The organism is Streptococcus cristatus, from assembly GCF_003943515.1.
Taxonomy (GTDB): Bacteria; Bacillota; Bacilli; order Lactobacillales; family Streptococcaceae; genus Streptococcus; species Streptococcus cristatus_D.
Map to the genome: position 1 here is coordinate 75,275 of NZ_RJPT01000002.1, position 23,936 is coordinate 99,210.

Genomic DNA, 23,936 nt, shown 5'->3' on the forward strand with positions numbered 1-23,936 from the left:
TCTGAACTGAGCTAGGTCTCACATCTAGCTCAGCTGGAAGTTCCACTTTATTCACTCTGTAATTTTAATAACATATAACACGAGGTAATATCTTATGGCAAAAATTGTTGAATGTATTCCTAACTTTTCTGAAGGCCGCAATCAAGCGGTTATTGACGGTCTAGTTGAAGTAGCTAAGAGCGTGCCAGGCGTAACACTTTTGGACCACTCTTCTGATGCCAGCCACAACCGCAGTGTCTTTACCTTGGTCGGTGATGACCAAAACATTCAGGAAGTTGCTTTCCGTTTGGTTAAATACGCTTCTGAAAATATTGACTTGACCAAGCACCAAGGTGAACACCCTCGTATGGGCGCAACTGATGTCCTGCCTTTTGTACCGATCAAGGACATCACAAGTGAGGAATGCGTAGAAATTGCGAAGACCGTATCTGAGCGGATCAATCGTGAGCTCGGTATTCCTATCTTCCTCTATGAAGATGCAGCGACTCGTCCAGAGCGTAAGAACTTGGCTAAGGTTCGTAAGGGACAATTTGAAGGCATGCCTGAAAAACTCTTGGAACCTGACTGGGCGCCTGACTACGGTGAAAGAAAGATTCACCCAACTGCTGGTGTCACTGCTGTCGGTGCTAGAATGCCACTCATCGCCTACAACATCAACTTGGATACAGACAATCTAGAAATTGCCAACAATATTGCCAAAGTCATCCGTGGATCAAGCGGTGGTTACAAGTACTGTAAAGCTATCGGCGTTATGCTGGAAGACCGCAACATTGCTCAGGTTTCCATCAACATGGTCAATCTGGAAAAATTCCCACTCTATCGCGTCTTTGAAACAGTTCGCTTTGAAGCTAAGCGCTACGGAGTTGGAATCCTCGGCTCAGAAGTCATCGGTTTAGCTCCAGCCAAGGCTTTGATTGACGCAGCAGAATACTATCTGCAAATCGAAGACTTTGACTATGGCAAGCAAGTTCTGGAAAACCATTTGCTAGGCTAGGAGGACTGAAACCTATGAAATTAGTAGATTTAAGTTTGACAGAATTTGCCCAAGTCCTAGGCTCAGATGCGCCTGCACCAGGAGGCGGCTCTGCCGCTGCTCTTTCCGCAGCGAACGGTATTTCCCTGACCAAGATGGTCTGTGAATTGACCCTTGGCAAGAAAAAATACGCAGAATTTGAAGCAGAAATTGCTCAAGTGCACGCAGAAAGCGCCCGCCTGCAAGAAAGCTTGCTCGCAGCTATTGACAAGGACACTGAAGCCTTCAATCTGGTCTCTGCCGTCTTTGATATGCCTAAGGAAACGGAGGAAGACAAGGCTGCCCGTCGAGAAGCGATGCAACAAGCCCTCAAGGAAGCGACCCAGTCACCTTATGGCATGATGGAAGACATCTTGACTGCCCTGCAAACAACTCAAAAGGCTGTTGGCAAGTCCAATACCAATGCTGCCAGCGACCTGGGAGTCGCAGCTCTCAACCTTAAGGCTGGTCTGCAAGGAGCTTGGCTCAATGTCCTCATCAACCTGTCAGGTGTCAAGGATGAAGCATTTGTCGCAGACTACCGCAGCAAGGGTGAAGATCTCCTACAAAAAGGCTGCGCTCTAGCAGATGAAATTTATCAAGAAATTTTGAAAGTTGTCTAATAGATAAATGGAAGATAAGTCCGCTCATTCCTATGAATGGACTTCCTCTTCTCAAGAGGTAACAATATGGTTTTATCAGATATTGAAATTGCGAATTCGGTTCAAATGAAGCCCATCAAAGAGGTGGCAGAAAAGCTAGGAATTGCTGAAGATGCCTTGTCTCTTTATGGAAATTACAAGGCAAAAATCAGTGCCGGCCAACTAGAAGCCTTAAAAGACAAGCCAGACGGCAAACTGATTCTCGTGACCGCTATTTCTCCGACACCAGCTGGAGAAGGCAAGACCACGACTTCTGTCGGATTGGTCGATGCTCTAGCTGCTATCGGTAAAAAAGCCGTTATCGCTTTGCGGGAGCCTTCTCTCGGACCTGTCTTTGGTATCAAGGGCGGAGCTGCTGGCGGTGGGCACGCTCAAGTTGTGCCGATGGAGGATATCAACCTCCACTTCACTGGTGACTTTCATGCCATCGGTGTTGCCAACAATCTGCTGGCGGCCCTCATTGATAACCACATCCACCATGGCAATGCCTTAGGCATCGACTCTCGCCGCATCACTTGGAAGCGGGCGGTGGATATGAATGACCGGCAACTGCGCCACATCGTAGACGGCTTGCAAGGCAAAGTCAACGGTGTTCCGCGTGAAGATGGTTTTGACATTACAGTTGCTTCTGAGGTTATGGCCATTCTCTGTCTGTCAGAAAATATCACTGACCTCAAGAACCGCTTGGAAAAAATCATCATTGGTTACAGCTTTGAAGGTAAGCCAGTAACTGCTAAGGATCTGAAAGCTGGTGGCGCTATGGCTGCTGTGCTCAAAGACGCCATCCATCCAAACTTGGTTCAAACTCTGGAACACACACCAGCCTTGATTCACGGTGGACCTTTTGCCAACATTGCCCATGGCTGTAACAGTGTCCTAGCTACCAAGCTGGCTCTCAAATATGCCGACTATGCAGTCACAGAAGCTGGTTTCGGTGCTGACCTCGGTGCTGAAAAATTCATCGATATCAAGTGTCGTACATCTGGACTTCGTCCATCGGCTGTAGTTCTAGTTGCTACCATCCGCGCTCTCAAGATGCACGGTGGTGTGGCTAAGAGCGACCTGGCTGAAGAAAATGTCCAAGCCGTTGTAGATGGTCTGCCAAACTTAGAAAAACATCTGGAAAACATTCAAGATGTTTATGGATTGCCAGCAGTCGTTGCCATCAATAAATTCCCGCTGGATACCGAAGCAGAATTGCAAGCAGTTTATGATGCATGCCAAAAACGTGGCGTTGACGTAGTGATTTCCGACGTCTGGGCGAATGGCGGAGCCGGCGGTAAAGAGTTGGCTGAAAAAGTCGTTGAACTGGCCGAAGGAGACAATCACTTCCAATTTGTATATAATGAAGAGGACTCCATTGAGACCAAGCTGAACAAAATTGTTACTAAGGTTTATGGAGGCAAGGGTGTTCGCCTGACTCCTGCTGCTAAACGCGAGCTCAAACAACTGGAAGAACTGGGCTTCTCCAACTATCCTATCTGTATGGCCAAGACTCAGTACTCCTTCTCAGACGATGCTAAAAAACTGGGCGCACCTAAAGACTTTGTTGTGACAATCAGCCAGCTCAAAGTTTCTGCTGGTGCAGGTTTTATCGTTGCTCTGACGGGTGCAATCATGACCATGCCAGGGCTGCCTAAAGTACCAGCCAGCGAAAAGATTGATGTTGACAAAGATGGCAATATCAGCGGTTTGTTCTAATAAATACCAAAAATGACAAATGTAACCCTTTTAAGAGTAAATGATTTTCAAGTTTCCGATTGGTCGGGGGGAAAGACAAAACAGCTTTATCTTTCCCCGCCAACTGGCCACTATGGCAAGCGGGAATTTGACTATCGGCTCTCAACAGCGACTGTGGAGTTGGCTGAAAGTCAGTTTTCTGACCTCAGCGGCTTTCACCGCATTCTCATGAGCCTGGACCACACACTTCATCTCCACAATGCCAGCCGGCAGGAGGAAACGGTCCTAGCTCCCTTTACCCCCTATTTTTTCGAAGGGAGTGATTCTATCACAAGTCGTGGGACTTGTACCGACTTTAACTTAATCTACAGCGACCATTATCAGGGACAGATGCTTGCCATCTCAGATAGAGAAGAGCTTAGTCAAGATGAAGCAATTCAATTTATCTATGCCTTGAGTGATTTGATGGTGACAGGAACAGGCATGCCATCGCTTAACCTAGAGACAGGGCAACTTCTGATAGTGGAAAAAGAGGCTCAGGAAACTGAGCTGCAAATAATGTTTTCGAGTAACCAGCCAACGGGTGCTCCCCTTGCTATATGGGCTGGTTTGACCCATATCCCTACTAAGTAAAGATACAAGGATGTCCTATCATCGTTCTATCTTTACTTGGAAAGGATCCCACATCTCTAAAGGAGAAACATTATTATGAATGCGACTAAACTCACTGCACAAGAACAAGAGCGAGAAAATGCGAAATTCAGCTTTTCTGGCGCTACTCTCTATGGTATCAATGCTGTTATCGGTTCAGGAATTTTCCTCCTACCTCAAAAAATTTATAAAGGACTGGGTCCTGCTTCTCTAGCTGTCATGCTGGGAACTGCCCTCCTCGTTATTCTCTTAGCCGTCTGCTTGGCAGAAACTGCTGGTTATTTTAATAAAAATGGCGGAGCCTTCCAATATTCCAAAGCAGCCTTTGGGGACTTTGTCGGATTTAATGTTGGCTTCCTAGGCTGGGCGGTTACCATCATCGCTTGGTCAGCAATGGCAGCAGGATTTGCGAGACTTTTTGTCATTACTTTTAAATCCTTTGCCCCCTATGAACTTTTACTCAGTGTGAGCCTGATTATCCTACTCAGTCTGATGAATATCTCAGGTCTTAAGACCTCCAAAATGTTCACCTTGACCGCAACTGTAGCCAAGCTCATCCCAATTGTCGCTTTCAGTCTATGCGCAATTTTCTTCATCAAAGGAGGAATTGACAAAGGAAACTTCACTCCGTTTCTTCAGCTAGAACCTGGCGTGGATATCATGAAAGCCATCTCTAGTACAGCTATCTATATCTTCTACGGTTTCATCGGTTTTGAAACCATGTCTATCGTTGCTGGTGAAATGCGCAACCCAGAAAAGAATGTGCCTCGGGCTATTTTGGGCTCTATCAGTATTGTATCTGTTCTCTATATGCTGATTATCGCAGGAACTATCGCCATGTTAGGCAGCCGTATCCTGCAAACAGATGCCTCTGTGCAAGACGCCTTTGTCGAAATGATTGGCCCTGCTGGAGCATGGATTGTTTCTATCGGAGCGCTGATCTCTATTGCTGGACTTAACATCGGGGAATCTATCATGGTTCCACGTTATGGTGCAGCCATTGCAGATGAAGGCTTGTTACCTAAAAAAATCGCTGAAACTAATGCTAAAAACGCCCCTGTAATTGCCATTATTATCTCCGGACTTTTAGCCATTGCCCTGCTCTTTACAGGAACATTTGAAGTATTAGCGGCTCTCAGCGTAGTCTTCCGCTTCTTCCAATACATCCCAACTGCTCTAGCCGTATTGGTATTGAGAAAGAAATATCCAGATAAGAAAGTGGTCTTCCGCGTTCCATTTGGTCCTGTCATCCCAATTTTAGCGGTTCTAGTCAGCCTCATCATGATTTGGGGTGAAAATCCAATGAACTATGTCTATGGTCTCATCGGTGTCCTTGTCGCCAGCGCAGTCTACTATATCTATATAGTACTGATTTGTAAAAATAAAGTTCTTGAACAAAAAGGAGAATGAATCTTATGACACATGTAATCAATTTGGATGGCGAACACCTTACTTTAGAAGATGTCATTGCAGTAGCTCGCCATGGAGCCACCTGTGAAATCGACCAAGAATCTAAGAAAGCTGTAGAAGCTTCCCGTAAAATCGTAGATGACATCGTCCGCGAAAAGCGGGTAGTCTACGGTGTTACGACTGGCTTTGGCTCCCTCTGCAATGTCAGCATCTCGCCAGAAGATACAACTCAACTGCAGGAAAACTTGATTCGCACCCATGCTTCAGGATTTGGCAATCCTCTTCCTGAAGATGCAGTCCGCGCGATCATGTTAATCCGGATTAATTCTCTGGTCAAGGGCTATTCTGGTATCCGTCTCTCTACCGTCGAAAAACTTCTAGAATTGCTCAACAAAGGCGTCGTACCTTACATTCCGGAAAAAGGCTCTTTGGGAGCTTCTGGTGACTTAGCACCGCTGGCTCACATGGTTCTGCCTATGCTAGGACTGGGGCGCGCTTACTATCAAGGCCAATTGCTCTCTGGACAAGAAGCTTTGGACAAGGCCGGCATCGAGAAAATTGCTCTAGCAGCCAAGGAAGGCCTGGCACTGATTAACGGAACGACTGTCCTGACAGGTATCGGAGCTCTGGCTACCTACGATGCCATCCAGCTTCTTAAACTGTCAGATGTCGCTGGTGCTCTTTCCATGGAAGTCCACAATGGTATTACCAGTCCATTTGAAGAAGACCTACATACCATCCGTCCTCAGAGCGGACAGCTGGCTACAGCCCGCAATATCCGCAACCTTCTAGAAGGCAGTGGCAATACGACTGTAGCAACCCAACAACGGGTCCAAGATCCATACACCCTGCGTTGTATTCCGCAGATTCATGGTGCTAGCAAGGACTCTATCGCTTATGTTAAGACCAAGGTTGAGATTGAGATCAACTCCGTTACAGACAACCCTATCATCACCAAGGAAGGTCATGTCATCTCAGGCGGTAACTTCCACGGAGAACCAATGGCTCAGCCATTTGACTTCCTCGGTATCGCTATTTCTGAAATCGGTAATGTATCCGAGCGTCGCGTGGAACGTCTGGTCAACAGCCAACTGAGCAAGCTCCCATCCTTCTTGGTCAAACATCCAGGACTCAACTCTGGCTTTATGATTACCCAGTATGCTTGTGCTTCGCTTGCTTCTGAAAACAAAGTCCTAGCTCATCCAGCCAGCGTAGACTCTATCCCATCTTGTGAAAATCAAGAAGACTTTGTCAGCATGGGAACTACTGCAGCACGCAAGGCAGCTGAAATTCTTAAGAATTCTCGCCGCATCGTAGCAACAGAAATCATGGCCGCCTGCCAGGCTCTGGATCTGAAACCAGAAAACCATGAACTTGGTAAAGGAACCAAGCCGGCCTACGACCTCTTCCGTCAGCATGTCCGCTTTATCGAGTTTGACAAGGATATCGAAATCTATGAAGAACTCAACAAGGCTTCTAAGCTGATTGAAAACGAAGAATTCCTAGCAGCCGTTGAAAAGGCTGTGGACTTGAGCATTCAGTTCTAAAGCTGATGCCTCTGTAAAAAGCTAACATAAGAAGCCCGCTCTCATGCAGCTGGGCTTCTTTTCCCGCCAAAAGTCATTGACAGGCTTAGCGGAAACTCTTATAATAAAGTCGCAAGTATCGTTATGGAAAAGGACAAAATTATGTTAGAAGATTACTATCAGCTAGACAACCGTTACTATCAGCGAGGTCCAGAGGACAATCTATATACTGCCAAATGGGGCATGGTCATTGAGTTTCTGGACTTAAATGATCCTAGCCTAACCCCTTTTGAAGGGGTAAACTTTGCCCTGATTGGCTTCAAGAGCGACAAGGGTGTCTATATCAATAATGGCCGAGTGGGCGCAGTTGAAGGTCCTCAAGCCATTCGAACTCAGCTGGCCAAGCTTCCTTGGCATCTAGGTAGAAACGTTCGAGTCTTTGACGTTGGCGATATTGACGGACCTAACCGCTCTCTGGAACAACTGCAGCAAAGCTTGGCGCTAGCAGTCAAACGCCTGCGAGAGCTTAATCTCCGTCCCATCGTTCTAGGCGGCGGCCATGAAACAGCCTACGGCAACTATCTAGGTCTCAAGTCGTCACTAAATCCTGACCAAAACTTAGCTGTGATCAATATGGATGCCCATTTTGACCTACGCCCCTACGATCAGACGGGCCCCAACTCCGGTACCGGTTTTCGTCAGATGTTTGATGATACCTTAGCTCAGAAACAGATCTTTAACTACCTCATCCTAGGGATTCAGGAGCACAATAACAATCTCTTTCTCTTTGACTTTGTAGCCAAATCTAAGGCTATCCAGTTCCTGACTGGAATGGATATCTACCAAATGGGTCACAAGGAAGTCTGCAAGGTAGTTGATGCTTTTCTAGCCGATAAAGAGCAGGTTTATTTAACCATTGATATTGACTGCTTTGCAGCTGGCGCTGCTCCTGGTGTCAGTGCCATCCAGTCGCTGGGGGTAGACCCCAATCTGGCTGTGCTGGTCTTCCAGCACATCGCTGCTTCAGGCAAGCTAATTGGCTTTGACATCGTCGAAGTCTCTCCCCCTCACGATATAGACAACCATACGGCTAATCTAGCGGCCAGTTTTGTCTTTTACCTGACCCAAATCTGGGCACAAGTACATGACTAATGGGGATTTAAAAACCTCATTAGAAACATCAAAAGAGGATGAATATAACTTTCATCCTCTTTTATTTGTGTTCAATTCTTAAGACAAGGTTCGACGTAAGTTTTCTAATTCCTTTAGTTGATGACGATCCCGGTAGGGATTGAGCTGGCTTTTGGCTGTTTCATAATAAGTTTCAAAGTCCTGAGCTAGTAAATTTTCAAAACCAGCTTCCTGCAAGCTACCAGCTAGCTGGCGATACTTGATCACAGCCATCAGATAGTAGATCAAGCCTTTGTCCCGCGGATTGCCATAGCGACTAATGAGACTATCCTTTTTCCGCAGCAGATCAAGCGCCGGCTGGTAATCCCCCTTCTCGCAGCCAATCAAGGCCAAATAAACTTCCAGCTGGGTCTCCTTCCAAGGAAAGCTGAGCGACCTCAGGGCTGCTTTCGCTTTCAGCAAGATTCGCTCCGCCTGTTCATAATCTTTTAGCTGATAATAAGTCAGCCCCAAGCCTATATAGAAAGCAAAAATCGAAGGCTCTGCTGTTTTATTTTCCGTCAGTTCAATCGCCTCTTTCTGATGAGCCAGCGCTGTCGTGAAATTCCCACGAATCTGCTCAATCTCTGCCAGATAATCTAGAGCCGCCGCAATCTGAATCGAATACTTTGAGCGCAACGAAGCCGTCAAACTAAAGCAATCGATAGACTGGTAAAGATGGCGGAGTGACTGCTCCTCATCTCCAATCATGAGATGATAAAGCCCCTTAAGTCGAAGATTCATCGCAATAGCTTCATGATTATTGGCCTGAACTGAAGCATCCAGGGCTAACTCCGTATAGTAGCGCATCTCAGGGATATTTTCCGTCTGGATGCAATAGTAAATCATCTGCCGATAGCCTTCTAGGAGAAACTCCATCTGTTGCAGCTCTTTAGCAGAAGCAATCACCTGCTGGATGTTGTCCATTCCCTGCTGGTAATTCCCCGTCCGGATAGCATAGCGCCCTTCCAGATAGAGAAAGCGGAGAACCAATAGCTGAAAATCTTTGTGATTCTGGTGTTTCCTCTCTAAGCCCTCTATCTCCCGACGGATACGGTCAAACTGGTCCAAAACTGCGGACTGGTCAGTATCATCCGTCTTTTCGATAAAGCCAAACTCCCGCGAATAAATGGGAAAGAGCTCATGATGAAACTGCAAGGTGGCCTCGAGATAATGCAGCTCATACTCCAGAGACTTAATCGGCTGCTTGGAGAGCTTGTAGTGATAGGCGATGTCATTGAGCAACTGAGCATGATAGAGAGAGGCTCCTAGCTGGTCTTCCATGCCTTGGGCAATCTGGTGATGTAGCATCCGCTTCTTGGCAAGCGGCAAGCGCTCATAAGCATAAATCCGCAAAAGCTCCTGGCTGAACCGTAAAACCAATTCCTCCTGCTCCTCTCCTATTAAAAGCTGTTTTTGCCCAAATCCTTCAGCAATTTCGACCACTTCTTCCACAGATAGGCCTAGCAACTTAGCTAAGAGCGCTACCGAAGCAGGGGAACTAAAGCAAGCCAGATAGTCAACCAATTCCTCCTCCTGGCTGCTCAAATAGCCTAATTTCAGAGATAGTTTTGCTTTAATAACTGAGGTTAATGGCTGGAATTTTTCACCTCGCAAAAGCTGCTCCGCATACTCCGACAGAAAGAAAGGGATGCCTTGACTAACCCGATAAATAGCCTCAAGCCGTTCTTCAGATATGACTAACTGTTCAGTCTGGGCCTGTAAATAAGCCACACTTGCCTTAAAATCTAGCGGCTGCAACTCAATGCAGTCTAGCTGACTACGAAGCAACAAGTGATTGAAAAAACGGCCAAGATAAGGTGGCGTACTCAGATGCTTGGTCAACACAAAGGCTACTGGATAATCCCTCAAATGGTTCATAACCTGCTCTAAAACAGCCACACTAGCCTCATCCATCCAGTGACAGTCCTCAACCAAGATCACCAAAGCCTTTTTCTTAGAAATCTTTTGCAAAATATCCAATACAAACCGAGCCAGATGATCTGTATTTAGCTCAAGACCCGAAGCTTCACTTGCCATCATCGGAAAATAACTATCCAAAATAACCTGCCACTGGCTAGTCGAAAGGATCTGATGCTGAATAACTAGGTCACCCAAGCCATCTAGCAGACTGCGCCAAGGCTGCAATCCGACCGTCATTTCTTCCTTGAAGCACTCTGCCATAACAATCTGGAAATACTTAGTCTGATTAGCCAGTACCTGTCGAGTCACTGTCCGTTTACCGATACCAGTACCACCGACTAAGAGCAGCGCACGAGGTTCTTGCCTCTCTAAAATCTTAGAAAAATAAGATTCCAAACGCTTGATTTCATCCACTCGGCCAAAAAAGTGGTCCGTATTACGTAAAAATTGCTTGATCTTACGCTCACTGCGATCCTTGGCCATCACTTCATGATACAGCTGTTGAATTGCTTCATTCGGGCTAATCCCCAATTCCTTGTCCAAGAGATTGACCAATTTGTAATAAGTCTCAATCACCTTACCAGGTCGATCATTCTCCTGATAAAGCTTCATCAGCAGATGATAATTCTTTTCATCAAACTCATCGATGCTGATCATACGACGCAGATTTCGCTCTGATTCCTCCAAATTCAACGGATCTTTTTCCAACTTTTGGTAGCAAGCCTGGATATAGAGCTGCTCATATCTCGTCCGCATCCTGGACACCCAATAGTCAAAGGCTTCACTGTCCTTGAGATAGAAGCCCTGCAGAAAATCACCTTGATAGAGCGACAGATGCTCCGCTGAATGGTCCGTGAAAAGTTCTACATCACTTTCAATCGCACACTCGGGATTAAGCGACAGCACAGTCCGGTTGGGAGCAATAATCCATTCTCCTCCCAATAGCTTATTAGCCTGATAAATGGTATTCCGCAGATTCTTTTTGGCAGTCTGATTGTCCTTATTTTCCCAGAGGATTCCCGCAATCTCCTCCCGATTGACTGCTCCATTGATATGGAGATAATAGAGCAAAGCATTGATTTTAGCAAAAGGAAAAAAGACCTCCTCTTGATTGAGAAAGACACTCGGACTTCCCAGCAATTTCAACTTCAAACGATCTTCGGTCATGTAAACGCCTCCAAGAAAGCTTATAAAACTAATATAAACAAAATAAGACATTTTAGCAAGCAAGAAAAGAACGACTCTATCATTTATCAGCTTCTAAATGATCAAAACCTATAAACAAAAACCACTAAACAGCAAATGAATCTGATTAGTGGTTTCTTCATTCATCTTAAAAAGATTGAACGGATGGGGTATGGTTAAAGAGCGCATGGGTCGCCTTATAGATATGGTAAGCTGTTGCCGCATTATTCATCGTATAGAGATGGATCCCTGCTACATCATGGGTCACCAAATCGACAATTTGATCCACCGCATAGGCTAAACCAGCTGTCCGCAATGATTCTGGATCATGTTCATACTTATCCAGAATAGCCTTGAATTTGCGCGGAAGATGAATATTCTCACACGTTTTCAAAAGACGAAGCGCTTGGTTTCGATTCAGAATAGGCATGATACCTGCATGAATCGGAACATCGATCCCAGCCAAGGTACACTTATCTTGGAAATCATAGAAGCGTTCATTGTCAAAGAAGAGCTGAGTGACAAGACTAGAGCAGCCCGCATCCACTTTCTTCTTCAGATTCTGAATATCTGAGATCTGGTTTGGTGAGTCTGGGTGCCCCTCTGGATAGCAAGCACCGATGATGTCAAAATGTGGTGCTTCTGTCTTGATATACTCAATCAAGTCAGTCGCATATTTAAAATCATCCTTAGGAGCCACATCTGGAAAAACATCGCCCCGCAAAGCCAAAATCTGATTGACCCCAACACGATCCAAAGCCTGCAAGATATTGGACACCATTTCCTTAGTTAGATAAACAGCTGGCAAATGGGCAATCGTTGGAATCTCAAGGTCATTGGAGATGAACTCAGCCAAACGAACCGTTGTCTCCTCAATATCAAATTTATTATTGCTGGCAGTCACACTGATAAAGTGGGGAGCCAGATCTTGCATCTCCCTCAACGCCTGAAAAATCTTATCATTGCCTACTGCCGGATTAGGAGGAAATACTTCAAATGAGAGACTAGGAGTTTGGCGATTCACCATAGAGATAAAATTCCTTTCAATCTACTAACTAGCAGCCTATAACAAACCTGCAAACAGCTTTGTTGCAGGTTTATCAGAGCTGAGTTTAAATGTAGAAATAATATTAATTCAGTTTTTGTCTAGCTGCTTTAGCCGCTTCGACAAGGCGGATCAAGCTTTCTTTTGTTTCTGGAATACCACGTGTTTTCAAACCACAGTCAGGGTTGATCCAAACTTTCTTGCTTGGTACTTTAGCAAGAATGGCTTCGATTGTGTGGTCGATTTCACCTTCATTTGGCACACGAGGAGAGTGGATATCGTAAACCCCAGGTCCCACTTCTGTTTGGAAGTTTTTCGCTTTGAGTTCGTCCAAGATTTCAAGGTTTGAACGGCTTGCCTCAAAGGAAATAACGTCCGCATCCATATTGTCAATAGCTGGGATGATATCTGTAAATTCTGAGTAACACATGTGAGTGTGGATTTGAGTATCTGGCGCAACTGTAGAGTGTACCAAGCGGAAGGCTGGAATAGCCCAGTCAAGGTAGTCTTCGTACCAGTCGCTACGACGGAGTGGCAATTTCTCACGAAGAGCAGCCTCGTCGATTTGGATGATCTTCACGCCGGCAGCTTCAAGGTCAAGCACTTCGTCCTTGATAGCAAGAGCGATTTGAAGAGTTGAGTCCTTGATAGAGATATCTTCACGTGGGAATGACCAGTTGAGGATGGTAACCGGTCCAGTCAACATACCTTTAACAGGTTTGTCAGTACGGCTTTGTGCGTAGCTAGACCATTTCACAGTGATTGGGTTGAGACGAGTCACATCACCCCAGATAATTGGTGGTTTCACCCCACGCATACCGTATGATTGTACCCAACCATTCTTAGAGAAGAGGTAACCTGACAAGTTTTGACCGAAGTACTCAACCATGTCATTACGCTCGAACTCACCGTGTACAAGGACGTCAAATCCAACTTCTTCTTGCCATTTAATCCATTCGTCGATAGTTTCAGCAAGAAAGGCATCGTATTCTTCTTGTGACAATTCACCCTTACGGAAGGCCAAACGTTTGGCACGGACTTCCTTAGTTTGAGGGAATGAACCGATTGTTGTTGTTGGAAGAGCTGGAAGTTTGAAGGCTTCTTCTTGGATCTCTTCACGTTCTGCGAAGGCTGGCAAACGAGTGTAGTCAGCGTCTGTCAATCCTGCAATGCGCGCACGAAGTTCAGCATTGACACCTACACGTTCAGTCGCAAAGAGTTCTTTGTTGGCTGCAAGAGCTTCCGCACCTTGACCATTGCGGATAGCATCCAAGTCACGAAGTTCGTCCAATTTTTCAACTGCAAAGGCAAAGTGGTTCAAGATAGCTGGCTCAAATTCTTCGTTAGCTGTTGTAAATGGCACATGAAGAAGGGAGCATGAGCTTGTCAAGACAATGTTTTCAGCTGGGATTTGCTCAAGAACAGCCAAGCTCTTTTCGTAGTTGTTTCGCCAGATGTTTTTACCATTGACAATCCCTGCATAGAGAGTCTTGTCAGCTGGGAAACCACCTTTAACGAGTTCAAGAGTTTTCTTACCTTCAACGAAGTCCAAACCAATGGCATCTACTGGCAAGTTCACAAGGTCAGCGTAGACGTCACGAACGTCACCGAAGTAAGTTTGAAGCAAGACTTCAAGACCTTTTTTGTCAGCCAAAAGTTTGTTGTAAAGGTTCAAGAAGAGAGCTTTTTCTTCAGCTGTCAAGTCTTTGACAAGAGCCGCTTCGTCGAGTTGGATGCGAGTTGCACCAAGCTCCGCCAATTTAGCAAAAACTTCTTGGTAAGCAGCCACTAAGCTGTCTACGAAGTCTTCTGCTTTCACGCCTTCTTCAAAGTCTGACAATTGAAGGAAAGTGAATGGACCTACAAGGACTGGACGAGTGTTCAATCCAAGTTCTTTTGCTTCTTGGAATTCATCAAAAATCTTGTGACCAGCCAATTTAACTTGAGTGTCTTTTTCAAATTTAGGCACGATGTAGTGGTAGTTGGTGTTGAACCATTTCTTCATCGGAAGGGCACGAACATCCCCTTTTTCTCCTTGGTAACCACGACCCAAAGCAAAGTAACGCTCAAGGTCTGACAATTCCAAGTTTTGAACAGATGCAGGAACTACGTTGAAAAGGAAAGCTGCATCGAGGAAGTTGTCATAGTGAGAAAAGTCATTTGATGGAATTTCAGTGATGCCCTTTTCTTTGACAATGTTCCAGTGCTTGGCACGCAAGTCTTTCGCCGCTGCCAAGAGTTCGTCTGCTGAGATTTCATTTCTAAAGTATTTTTCAGTTGTAAATTTTAATTCGCGGAATTCACCCAAACGAGGGAAACCAATGATAGTCGTTGACATAAACGTCCTCCAAAAATTGTTGTTGAAACTATCTTAACAGAAAATCCGCCCTCTGTATAATTGGAATTTCCCAGAGTTTGATATAGTTTAAAACTATATCACTATTATATACAAAAGAAAAAGATTTGAGACACATGTCTCAAATCCCTTTTTTTGCTTGTTTTTAAGTTACATACTAGTTTATAGATTAAAACAGGCTATCGCTAATTCTTATAAACAACTATGACTTGTTATTAGAAAAGACTATAGGTTATCTAAATTTTGATATTTTTGATTTCTCTTATCGCTTTTTAATAAAATGAGCGAATCAATTGGAGTCCACTGCTAACTATACTAAACTTTAAGCATCTTTTCATCTTCTAGGACTTCCAAAACAATCAAGAAACAAAATAATAATTGGTTTTTAGTTCTCGGAAACGATCAAAACTGAGAATGCCCTCGTTTTGTAATCTTCCTAGAACAATACTCGGGTGAGTATCTATTTCCTCAGCAAATTGAAGGATGTCTGACTTATCAAAGTTTCCTTTTTCTACAAAAGTTTGATAGTCTTCAGGTCTAATCAAGAAATCTTTTGCAAACTGGTCTGCCTGTTCCTCAGAACGTCGGTATGAGTCACTGTTTCCGTCTTCAGATGAAAAATCATTCTGTAAAATGTGTCCAATCTCATGGAAAAGTGAGAACCAGAAAATATCGGATGCCTTGTTTCGGTCTGTCAATAATAGCAAGGCACTACCATTGCTAAATTTTTTTGTAGCGCCATTCAGATTAGCATTTGCCAAAGCAGGTAGACCGACTAGAACAACACCACAGTCTAGCAAGATGTCAGACAAGCGTTGAGGAAAGACCTCTGGATCTTGTCTGGTCAACTTTCTCAAAGCAGGTAGGCTTCTCTCTAACTTTCTACGATTGAGCTTGGTAGTCGTTTTATCACGCGCTTTTTTAGATGCCAACTCCAGCATGATATTGGAGTTTACTATACTTTTAGGCGTAAACTCACGTGTATTACGGTAGCTAACTAGATGGTTGAAAGTCGTGAGGTTTTTTAAATTCGCCACACCTAAAATCTTGCGAAGCTCGACAATCTTTTCTTTCAAGGTATAGCGTTTGTCTGGAACGTAGCCTTCTTCCTTAAAATACTTGAAGTCAATCATCTCACAGATTTCTTTCTCGCTACCTTCTTCTAGCTCTCTTTGTTCTGCAATCTCTGCAACCTTTACATCGTAAGTATTCTGAAGATTGAGCCAGGTTTGCATGGAAACTCCGCTTAGCTTAGCTAACTTATGAGCAGTTTCCTTACTAATGGATTCCTCAGCATTGACGAGTTTGCTGACAGTCTTTGCAGAAACTCCCAAACGCTCCGCAAATTCTTTTTGCGTTACATTATAATCTTCAATCAACTCCTTAACATACTGACCTGGATGAAAAGCAATCAGGTCTTTGTATTCAACAATTTTATTACTCATAGTGATTGCTGACCTCCTCTATTTTTAGAATTTCGATTTCAATGGGACTAGGAAAAACCTTTTCTAGATCCTCCTCACGAAATTCTACAATCAAACGATAGGAACTCTTTCGACCGTCTATATCCAAAGCAAACTGTCCCTGTCTCTTTCCCTTGAGTTGGTGAAAGTGATATTTAGGAAAAGCGATCACACTAGCTAAAGAATCCGCCGCTTCCAAAAAGTTGATCAACTGATGCAACTTTACAGCAACCTTATCCGAAAAATATTTTTTCGCTCGCCTCAGCTCTGTGCACTGCTTTTTAACAGTTTTGTTTGTATAGATAAGCTTCATAAGTCCCTTTCTGTTAAATTAAATTACCTTTTAGGTAATTTAATTATAGCATCTTTAGACAANAAAAACCAGCCAAAAGTTAATTTGGCTGGGATGATGAATACAAAAATACGACATTAAATTTTGTAATATGATAAAAATTAAATTCAAAAAATTTAATCATTTATCTCAACTAAAAGCAATTTAAACAATCCTTGAGTAACTATAATTATTATAATTACAATACTTAGTAAAAAACCTACATTGATAAAATTTGGAATACAATTAATATTTAAAGATAACTCCATCATATAAAGTAAACTAACTACAAACGTATAGAAATATCTAACAATTATTTCTTCCCATTTTGATGAATAAATGTTTGATTTTTTATCATATAAAACAGACCTCATAGGAGAAGAATACAGTATAGCAATAGCAGAAAGTAAGAACCCCGTGATTACAGAAATAAAAGATACCGTATCACTATGATTTAGTAGCACATAGTCCCTTAATAAATATGATACAAACAGACTTACTACTAAAATACCACCAGAAACAATTCTATCTTTTCTTCGTAACTTTCTCATTTGCCAAACTCTCTATTTCTTTAAGCAAAATATCTTTTACCTCTGAACCTAAAAATTTCCCAGTTGCCTGTTGTTTCTCGACATTAATTGAAATCTTTTTGATAAAAGTACCACGGTTAAACACATGTTCAAATCCAGCATCATCGTTTCCTCTAATTAAAATACCAGAAAGTTGATGATTCTCAGACTCTTTTACAATTTTTCTGAGAAATGCTTTGATGTTATTTATTTTCATACTAGAGAGTTTTACGTTCAGAGTTATATCTTTTAAACCATCAGTTTCGAATAAATCATATAAAGCTTCGCGTTTTTGTGATAAAGTTGAAAAAATATCATCTTTTGAAGTAAACTGGATTTCATCAACACTAGATAATATTTTTAAAAATTCCTCTTTATCTTCGTAAAAACCTTTTATACTAAACTCAACCCCTGTCGTATCTTTAAGAATTTTTTCTAGCAAATTACGGTGTCTCACATCCGAAAAGTACAATAAATTATTATCTAAATCAAATAAGACAAAGAATTGCTTCAAAAACTCCAACTCCGTTTCTGATTTAGGATTTTCGCGTTTTTGATTTGTATAGTAGTCCGTTACAGTAGTATCTCTGGGCTCTAACTTTCCAGATTCTATAACTATAAAAACATAATGCTTATTTTTATCAACCTCTAGATGATATAACCCTTTTTCGTGTTTTAAATCACATGGGGTCAACTTATCAAAAGTCTTTAAAATAGGCTGTAACCACCGCTCCCCTCTTTTTTCACTTTTAATAAATGGTTTCCATATAGAAAAAGTAAGCTCTGACATTTATTTGCCCTCAAATTCTTTCGACTTTATAATTCTAACTGCTATTTCCTCTACTCCACCTTCACCTGTCCATTCATCAGCATTGGCAAGAGCCAATCGCGAAGTTGGGTGAGTTCTTGGATTTCAAAAATATTGTTCTTAATTTTTTCATAAATAACATTTGCCTGTGTTTCAAATTTTGACGATACTTCTTTATTAGGAACTATAACAATTTTCTCTTTTAGAAATTTGAAGTGTCTAGCATATCCATAATTTGATAAATCAAAATCTTCAATCATGTGATAAAGTAATACATTTGAAATATTCTCATTCTTTGAAATTAAGACTTGAGTGCCATCAGCTCCTCTGGCATAATCAAAATTTATATATTTTACTACCCTAGTGTGATCACCAAATATTACATGTCCATTTTGAGGTTGGATTAAGCCATTTTCATTATTCGTAAAACCTGCAATATATTTTTGACTCTGATCGATAACAGGTATTTCTCCTATAAATTCAATTGAATTATTTTCAATCTTTTCAGCTTTAGTAACTTTATCTAATAAGTTACCAACACTCTCCACTCCCCACCCTTCTGGGATTTCGCGTTTGAGGTCTGGGTTATAGACCATCTTTCCGCCTGATAATTTGTAGGGTTTGCCATTCTGGTCTGGAAAATCAAACTGCACAAACCAGTAGTCATAGAGGGTCTTAGCCATGGCTTCCAACTCTTGGTTGATTTGGTTGTTAATTTGGATTTTTTGGTCAATAGATTTAATATTAAAAATAATTTCTTTCTGTTCATCCAATGTTAATTGAGGAATACTAACAGTTTCTAAAATTGAAATTGGTAACTGAGGTTGAGCACTACCAGATATAAGTCTACTGATTTGTTTTTTGAAAAGATGAGATTGAAAAAACAAATAAACAAAATAGGGATGCCAGAAATTCTTGTTTACCCTAATTATTACCATTCCTGAATTAATCCTAATGTTACTGAACGGAACCTCTTGAGAATATAAGGCAACATTCCCTACTGTGCCTCTTGTGGTAAGAACTATATCATCTCTTTGTAACTTACCATTCCTTAGTAAATTATCCTTTTCTTTTGTAATAAAATCTAAATTAGAAAAATCAAAGCTATTTTGTCTAACATTACCTGTATTTAGAAAAACACAATCACCTTCTAGCAATAACTCTGATTTCTTAGGGTAATTAATTCCTCTATCTCCATCTATAAACTCTAGTTCTGCTTCTTTCAGAGTTAAAAACTTCCACTCACTCATACTTCAACCCCTTCATTTGCTCTTCAATCTCCTGCTCCAATGCATGCGATTTCTGGAAGAGGTCTGAGAGTTTGTCTTGAAAGGCGGTCATCTTGGCTTCAAACTCTTCTGCTGTGATATCCACATAGTCAATCTTGATGTCAAAGTATTGGCCAGCGCTAAGAGAGTAGTTTTTATCCTTGATATCCTCATAAGAAACTGTGACAGAAAAGTCCTCGACGGCTTCTTTCTTGATAAAAGTCTCGACAATCTTCTGCTCTTCCTCAGGAGAAAGCACAGTCTTTTGATTTTTGCCTTCCTTGACCTTGGTTCCAAGGTTTGAGGCATCGATGAGGACGACGTCGCCCTTGTTTTTCTTATCGATAAAGAGGATGGAGACGTTGGTACCTGTCGTCGCAAAGATATTAGACGGCATGGAAACGACACCAGCCAGCATTTGATTATCCACCAAGTGTTGGCGGATGGCCTTATCAATCCCAGACTGGGCTGTGATAAATCCTGTTGGCAAGACAACGGCTGCTTGACCATCTGACTTCAAGGAGTAGATGATATGCTGGACAAAGAGCTCGTAAATCGCCATCTTGTCCTTAGACTTAGCTGGAACCTTCGGCACACCTGCAAAGAAACGTTCACTGGCATCTGGCAAGGTCTCCACTTGGTCACGCCACTCTGAAAAGTCCAACTTGAAAGGCGGGTTGGAGACGATATAGTCCATTTTTTCAGGGTGACGATTGGCGATGATAGTATTTCCCTGTACGATATTATGGATAGAGTGTTGCAGTCCATTCAAGATCAGATTGAGACGGAGGAGATTAGATGATTTTTGTGAGATATCCTGACTATAGACAGTGGTCTTATCCACGCCGATACGACTAGCCAGGTTCATGAGCAAGGTTCCAGAACCAGCTGACGGGTCATAGATTCGCACGTTTGATGGTTGGTCATTTCCCACCAAGATATCAGCGATAATCTTAGCCACAGAGTGAGGTGTGTAGTACTCAGCATACTTACCACCGCCATCTTTGTTATAGTCCTTGATCATGTACTCAAAGAGGGTAGAGAAAAAGTCGAAACCTTGTGAAAAAATAGTCTCATCAAACTTGATACGAGCAAGTAGATTGATGATAGCTCTTGCGACTTGATTACGTTTGCTTGAATCTGAAATATTATCTGTAATTAAACGCTCATCAAAAAGACGAATAGCTGTGTCACCATCCGTATGAACAGAGAAAATATCGTTATTATCAATGGCGATTTGGTTGAGAATATTTTCAAAAATCTCATAGAAAGTCGCCTCGTTTTGCTGACGGTGGAGACTTTCGATCAACTGGTCTGGCTTGAGCCAGGCTGTGCTGGTACCGATATCCTCTAAGAGCCAGTCATAGTCTTCCTCACTCATGGTCAACAAGTTTTCATAGGTGTTCCCTGCATCTAGCACCTGTGCTAGATATAAAAACTTATCATTTAAAAATTTGTAGAGGAAGGACTGGGTGAGGAGTTTGTATTCCCCCGCTTCCCCTCCTAGTCCTGCGTGGGTAAAGACGGCTTTTAAATCATCTACCAAGTCTTGGACTTGAACCTTGTATGTTTCATTCATTAGTGTTGGTATTCCTCTTCATATCCTTCAAATAGTGATTCAACGATATAGTTAAAATCCTCTCTTGTCAAAACACTTGCAGATTGGTGGGTTTTCATTTCAATCCGAGCTTCTTCTCGAATCATTTTCTTGAGGAAGTCCTCGTTATCGAGCACTCCTTGGTTTTGACCGATTTTACGGTCTAGTCTGACTTTAGAACCCTTGATGACATGGTAGATAGCAGGGAAGTCACTGACCATGGTCGAGTGGGTCACATGCTTGTAGGAACGCGCTGCCATCTCATCTCCGTTAAAGTTCATGGTTAGGCGTCTCATACGAGTACGATAGTCCTCCACGGACTTAAAGAGTTCTTCGTAGTCTTTTTGGGTTTCCTTGATATTTTCCATGGTGAAGCCTTCTTGCCCATGGATCAAGTGTTTTTTCATGATGCGCTGGAATTCTTCGTAGAGAGAGACCCACTCGGGATCTTTTTCATCACGTTGGCCTTGGATTCCTCCAGCGACTCGGCGTTTTAAGTCGTCCAAGTCATTGGCAGCAAGACGGAGCTCTTCCTCAGCAATCTTGATAAAGCTAAAACTAGTTTCAGACATGGCTAAGTTTAGAAGGGTACGGCTTGAAAACTCGTCTGGTTTATCCATCAAGGACAGGGTCAGCAAGCGTCTAGAGATGATATTGAGCAGGGTTGCAATCTGTGCGATATCGATCTGCTGGAGCAATTGATCATAGCCCAGTAAGCGTGCAACGTTATAGTACTGCTTGACCGACTCTAGGGCTTTCCGTAGCTCATTTAACTGCTTTCTATCCTTGATGTCATTGATAGCCTGTGAAAAGAACTCCAGATTTTCCGTCGGATAGTCCAGGAGGACATGCTTGGTCTTGCTCAACTCTTGCGCAATCTCATCTGCTGGCACAAAGAGAGAACCAAAGATATCCTCGCCATTTTCTCCTGTCAGAGTGATATCGTATTCTTGGTTAAGTTCTTCCAAATAAGCACGATTGGTCTTGTCAAACTCTTTTGAGATATCTGCAAAGTCGATGACATAGCCAAAGAGATAGTCCTTGTAAGGACGATTGACCCGTGTCAAGGTTTGAAGGAGATTGTGGGCCTTGATCTTACGCCCCAGATAGAGCCGCTTGAGGCGTGGAGCATCAAAACCAGTCAATAACATGGAATAGACGATGATGAGATCAATCTTGCCCTCCTTGTAGGCATCTACCTTGTCTTTCTTTTCTTCCTTGTCTCCTTCGTCATGGAGGATAAGGACAGAAGTCAGCTGGGTACTGCCATTTTGTCTGCGTTCTTCCAACTGTCTTTCGAGCTCACGGGCTTGCTTGGAAGAGTCACAGACGATCATGCCACCAATCGTCTGATCATCAAAAATTACATCACGTGCACGATTAAAGTCCTCGATGATAAAGTCTAACATAGGTTCTACATAACGAGGGTGAGCAAAGATATCTTCCTTGGACAACCCGCCACGTTGGATCTCTTCATTGATGGATCTGAGATTGTCTTTATAAGAAGTCTCGATATCTTCTCGCATCAAGCGTAGGGTAAAGCCATCATCGATAGACTGGTTGTAGTAGTATTTATGGATGTAATCTCCAAAGATATCGCGTGTTGTCGCATGATTTTCTTTTGTTTTTCCGTCTTTCTTATAGGTGATGAGAGGCGTTCCCGTCAAAGCAATCTTGATAGCATTGGTATCTGCTTGATAGAGATTTGGTAGATAGGAACCATGCTCATTGTAGGAACGGTGGGCCTCGTCAATAAAGTATATGTTTTGGCGATTTAGATCATAACCAGAGCGGTCTGTCAGGTCAGAATCGTCTTTGAACTTCTGGATGTTAACAACGGCTATGTCATAGCCATCTTGTTTTTGATTGAGCTCTTGAGGGCTTTTGATTCGCTTAACCTTGAGCCCTCGTTTGGTAAATTCTTTAAAGGCTTGGTCTGCCAGATCCAAACGATCCACGACAAAGTAAAACTGAGGGACTATTCCTTGTTTTGAAAAATAGTTGGTTAGATAGCGGATATTGAAGAAAGCGAGGGCAGTCTTACCTGAACCTTGTGTATGCCAGATAACCCCTTTCTTGATACCCTTTGCGATCGTTTCCTCGATAGCTCTGGTCGCAAAATACTGAGGATAACGCATAACGTGCTTCTGTAGTTGCATCTGGCCATCCTTGCTCTCTTCTTCTACATAGACCAGACCAAAACGAAGTAGAAAGAGCAGGCGTTCTTTGGTATACAAAGATGAGAGAAAGGCATTACACGGTGTATCATGGTTTAGGTTTGTTGTAAACTCGGGTTGAGATTTGAGGGCAAAGCGCTTCATATCTTCAAGGACGAAGTCAATTTGTTCGTCTGTTAAAGGTCCAATTGAATGCAGAAAATCTACTTCTCTTTCTTCCTTGAAAGCATTAAATTTTGTTTTTGAATAGGCGTTTGAACCGTAATAGGAACCCTGTTTTTGCTGTCCCTGTCCATTGATATAAAGCAAATTATCAGAGAGCGCAATCAATTGAGTAATGTTATTGAAGCGACGGAACTTGCGATTCTCAAAACGATATCGGGTTCTATCCTGCTCTGACTGAATCCCCGTCTTGCCATCTCGGATAGCATTTGGCTGTTTGACTTCGATATAAGAAAGGGGGAGTCCGTTGATAAACACAACTACATCTGGACGGAACTCATCCTGACCATTGTGACAGGTCACTTCCAGTGCCAGATGGAAGGTGTTAGCTTCTGGATTTTCCCAGTCAATATATACGGTATTTTCCTGACCTTGCAATCGTTTAAAGAAAGAACGCCCCAAATCATTTTGATCTAGTTCCAACTTAATATTACTCAGTTCTCGGTCAACATCTTCATCAGTTGCATAATTGTTGAATTTTAAAAATTGGTCTCTAAAAACAGATACCAGAATATTTGTTTCAGGATCTCTTTCATTTAAAATCTTACCATTGTGAGGCAGGTAAGTATAACCCAGTCGCATCAAGTGCAGTGCTGCTGGGATTTGTACTCTCGTTAATTCAGAAAAATCTTTTCGTTTTGCCATTAAAAACCTTCTTATACTTTAATTAAAATATTCATATCATGATATTCCCAAATTCTATACTAATCTCATTGTAACACATTTAAAGTTAGAATCCCATCATCTACTTCCCCTTCTGTAGCAAGTCAAATCTTTCGTCTATTATTTATTTCTTCAATTCAGAAGAATAGTGAGAATTTCCCCATTCTTAACATTTTCTATTTCGTGACGTTTCATAAATCGGATTAAGTATCTAAGAG

General features: G+C 42.6%; 17 protein-coding genes. 7 read left to right on the forward strand and 10 right to left on the reverse strand.

The annotated features are described in order from the left end of the window. Positions 1-94 precede the first annotated feature (94 nt). From ftcD to hutG, 7 genes are all read left to right on the forward strand, one after another. Positions 95-994 (forward strand): glutamate formimidoyltransferase, encoded by a 900-nt coding sequence (gene ftcD / locus D8791_RS03915; RefSeq protein WP_011836511.1) that lies wholly within the window; start codon positions 95-97, stop codon positions 992-994. A 14-nt stretch (positions 995-1,008) separates the two neighbouring features. Then, positions 1,009-1,635: a cyclodeaminase/cyclohydrolase family protein gene (locus D8791_RS03920; RefSeq protein ID WP_125446348.1), complete on the forward strand. Its 627-nt coding sequence runs from the start codon at positions 1,009-1,011 to the stop codon at positions 1,633-1,635. Between the two features lie 66 nt (positions 1,636-1,701). After that, positions 1,702-3,375 (forward strand): formate--tetrahydrofolate ligase, encoded by a 1,674-nt coding sequence (locus D8791_RS03925; RefSeq protein ID WP_032915390.1) that lies wholly within the window; start codon positions 1,702-1,704, stop codon positions 3,373-3,375. Between the two features lie 12 nt (positions 3,376-3,387). Further along, positions 3,388-3,987, forward strand: a complete 600-nt coding sequence (locus tag D8791_RS03930) for a HutD/Ves family protein (RefSeq protein ID WP_125446349.1) — start codon at positions 3,388-3,390, stop codon at positions 3,985-3,987. Between the two features lie 75 nt (positions 3,988-4,062). After that, positions 4,063-5,415 carry an APC family permease gene (locus tag D8791_RS03935; protein WP_125446350.1) on the forward strand — a complete coding sequence of 451 codons (1,353 nt, stop codon included), beginning with the start codon at positions 4,063-4,065 and terminating at the stop codon, positions 5,413-5,415. 5 nt (positions 5,416-5,420) lie between these two features. After that, complete coding sequence (hutH, locus tag D8791_RS03940; protein WP_185760550.1) at positions 5,421-6,962, forward strand: histidine ammonia-lyase; 1,542 nt, start codon at positions 5,421-5,423, stop codon at positions 6,960-6,962. Positions 6,963-7,103: 141 nt separating this feature from the next. Further along, the gene (gene hutG, locus D8791_RS03945; protein ID WP_125446415.1) at positions 7,104-8,093 is read left to right on the forward strand and encodes a formimidoylglutamase; all 990 of its coding nucleotides are present in this window, start codon (positions 7,104-7,106) and stop codon (positions 8,091-8,093) included. Between the two features lie 78 nt (positions 8,094-8,171). Here the strand turns inward: hutG and D8791_RS03950 are convergent, their stop codons facing one another. From D8791_RS03950 to D8791_RS03995, 10 genes are all read right to left on the reverse strand, one after another. Beyond that, positions 8,172-11,201 (reverse strand): ATP-binding protein, encoded by a 3,030-nt coding sequence (locus tag D8791_RS03950; RefSeq protein ID WP_125446352.1) that lies wholly within the window; start codon positions 11,199-11,201, stop codon positions 8,172-8,174. Between the two features lie 166 nt (positions 11,202-11,367). Beyond that, entirely contained in the window at positions 11,368-12,246 is an 879-nt protein-coding gene (gene metF / locus D8791_RS03955) for a methylenetetrahydrofolate reductase [NAD(P)H] (RefSeq protein ID WP_125446353.1), read from the reverse strand. Between the two features lie 103 nt (positions 12,247-12,349). Continuing rightward, on the reverse strand, positions 12,350-14,602 hold the full coding sequence (metE, locus tag D8791_RS03960) for a 5-methyltetrahydropteroyltriglutamate--homocysteine S-methyltransferase (protein WP_125446354.1): 2,253 nt from the start codon (positions 14,600-14,602) through the stop codon (positions 12,350-12,352). A gap of 377 nt (positions 14,603-14,979) precedes the next feature. Next, entirely contained in the window at positions 14,980-16,065 is a 1,086-nt protein-coding gene (locus tag D8791_RS03965; RefSeq protein ID WP_125446355.1) for a HigA family addiction module antitoxin, read from the reverse strand. Next, positions 16,058-16,396 carry a type II toxin-antitoxin system RelE/ParE family toxin gene (locus D8791_RS03970; protein WP_125446356.1) on the reverse strand — a complete coding sequence of 113 codons (339 nt, stop codon included), beginning with the start codon at positions 16,394-16,396 and terminating at the stop codon, positions 16,058-16,060. Before D8791_RS03970 ends, D8791_RS03965 begins: the two co-directional genes overlap by 8 nt. 155 nt (positions 16,397-16,551) lie before the next feature. After that, a complete protein-coding gene (locus tag D8791_RS03975; protein WP_005591211.1) occupies positions 16,552-16,965 on the reverse strand; it encodes a hypothetical protein in 414 nt (137 codons plus the stop codon). Then, on the reverse strand, positions 16,940-17,773 hold the full coding sequence (locus D8791_RS03980) for a hypothetical protein (protein WP_005591212.1): 834 nt from the start codon (positions 17,771-17,773) through the stop codon (positions 16,940-16,942). Before D8791_RS03980 ends, D8791_RS03975 begins: the two co-directional genes overlap by 26 nt. Positions 17,774-17,823: 50 nt before the next feature. Next, on the reverse strand, positions 17,824-19,041 hold the full coding sequence (locus D8791_RS03985) for a restriction endonuclease subunit S (RefSeq protein ID WP_125446357.1): 1,218 nt from the start codon (positions 19,039-19,041) through the stop codon (positions 17,824-17,826). Next, on the reverse strand, positions 19,034-20,638 hold the full coding sequence (locus D8791_RS03990; RefSeq protein WP_125446358.1) for an HsdM family class I SAM-dependent methyltransferase: 1,605 nt from the start codon (positions 20,636-20,638) through the stop codon (positions 19,034-19,036). Before D8791_RS03990 ends, D8791_RS03985 begins: the two co-directional genes overlap by 8 nt. Beyond that, the gene (locus D8791_RS03995; RefSeq protein ID WP_125446359.1) at positions 20,638-23,700 is read right to left on the reverse strand and encodes a DEAD/DEAH box helicase family protein; all 3,063 of its coding nucleotides are present in this window, start codon (positions 23,698-23,700) and stop codon (positions 20,638-20,640) included. Before D8791_RS03995 ends, D8791_RS03990 begins: the two co-directional genes overlap by 1 nt. Positions 23,701-23,936 lie beyond the last annotated feature (236 nt).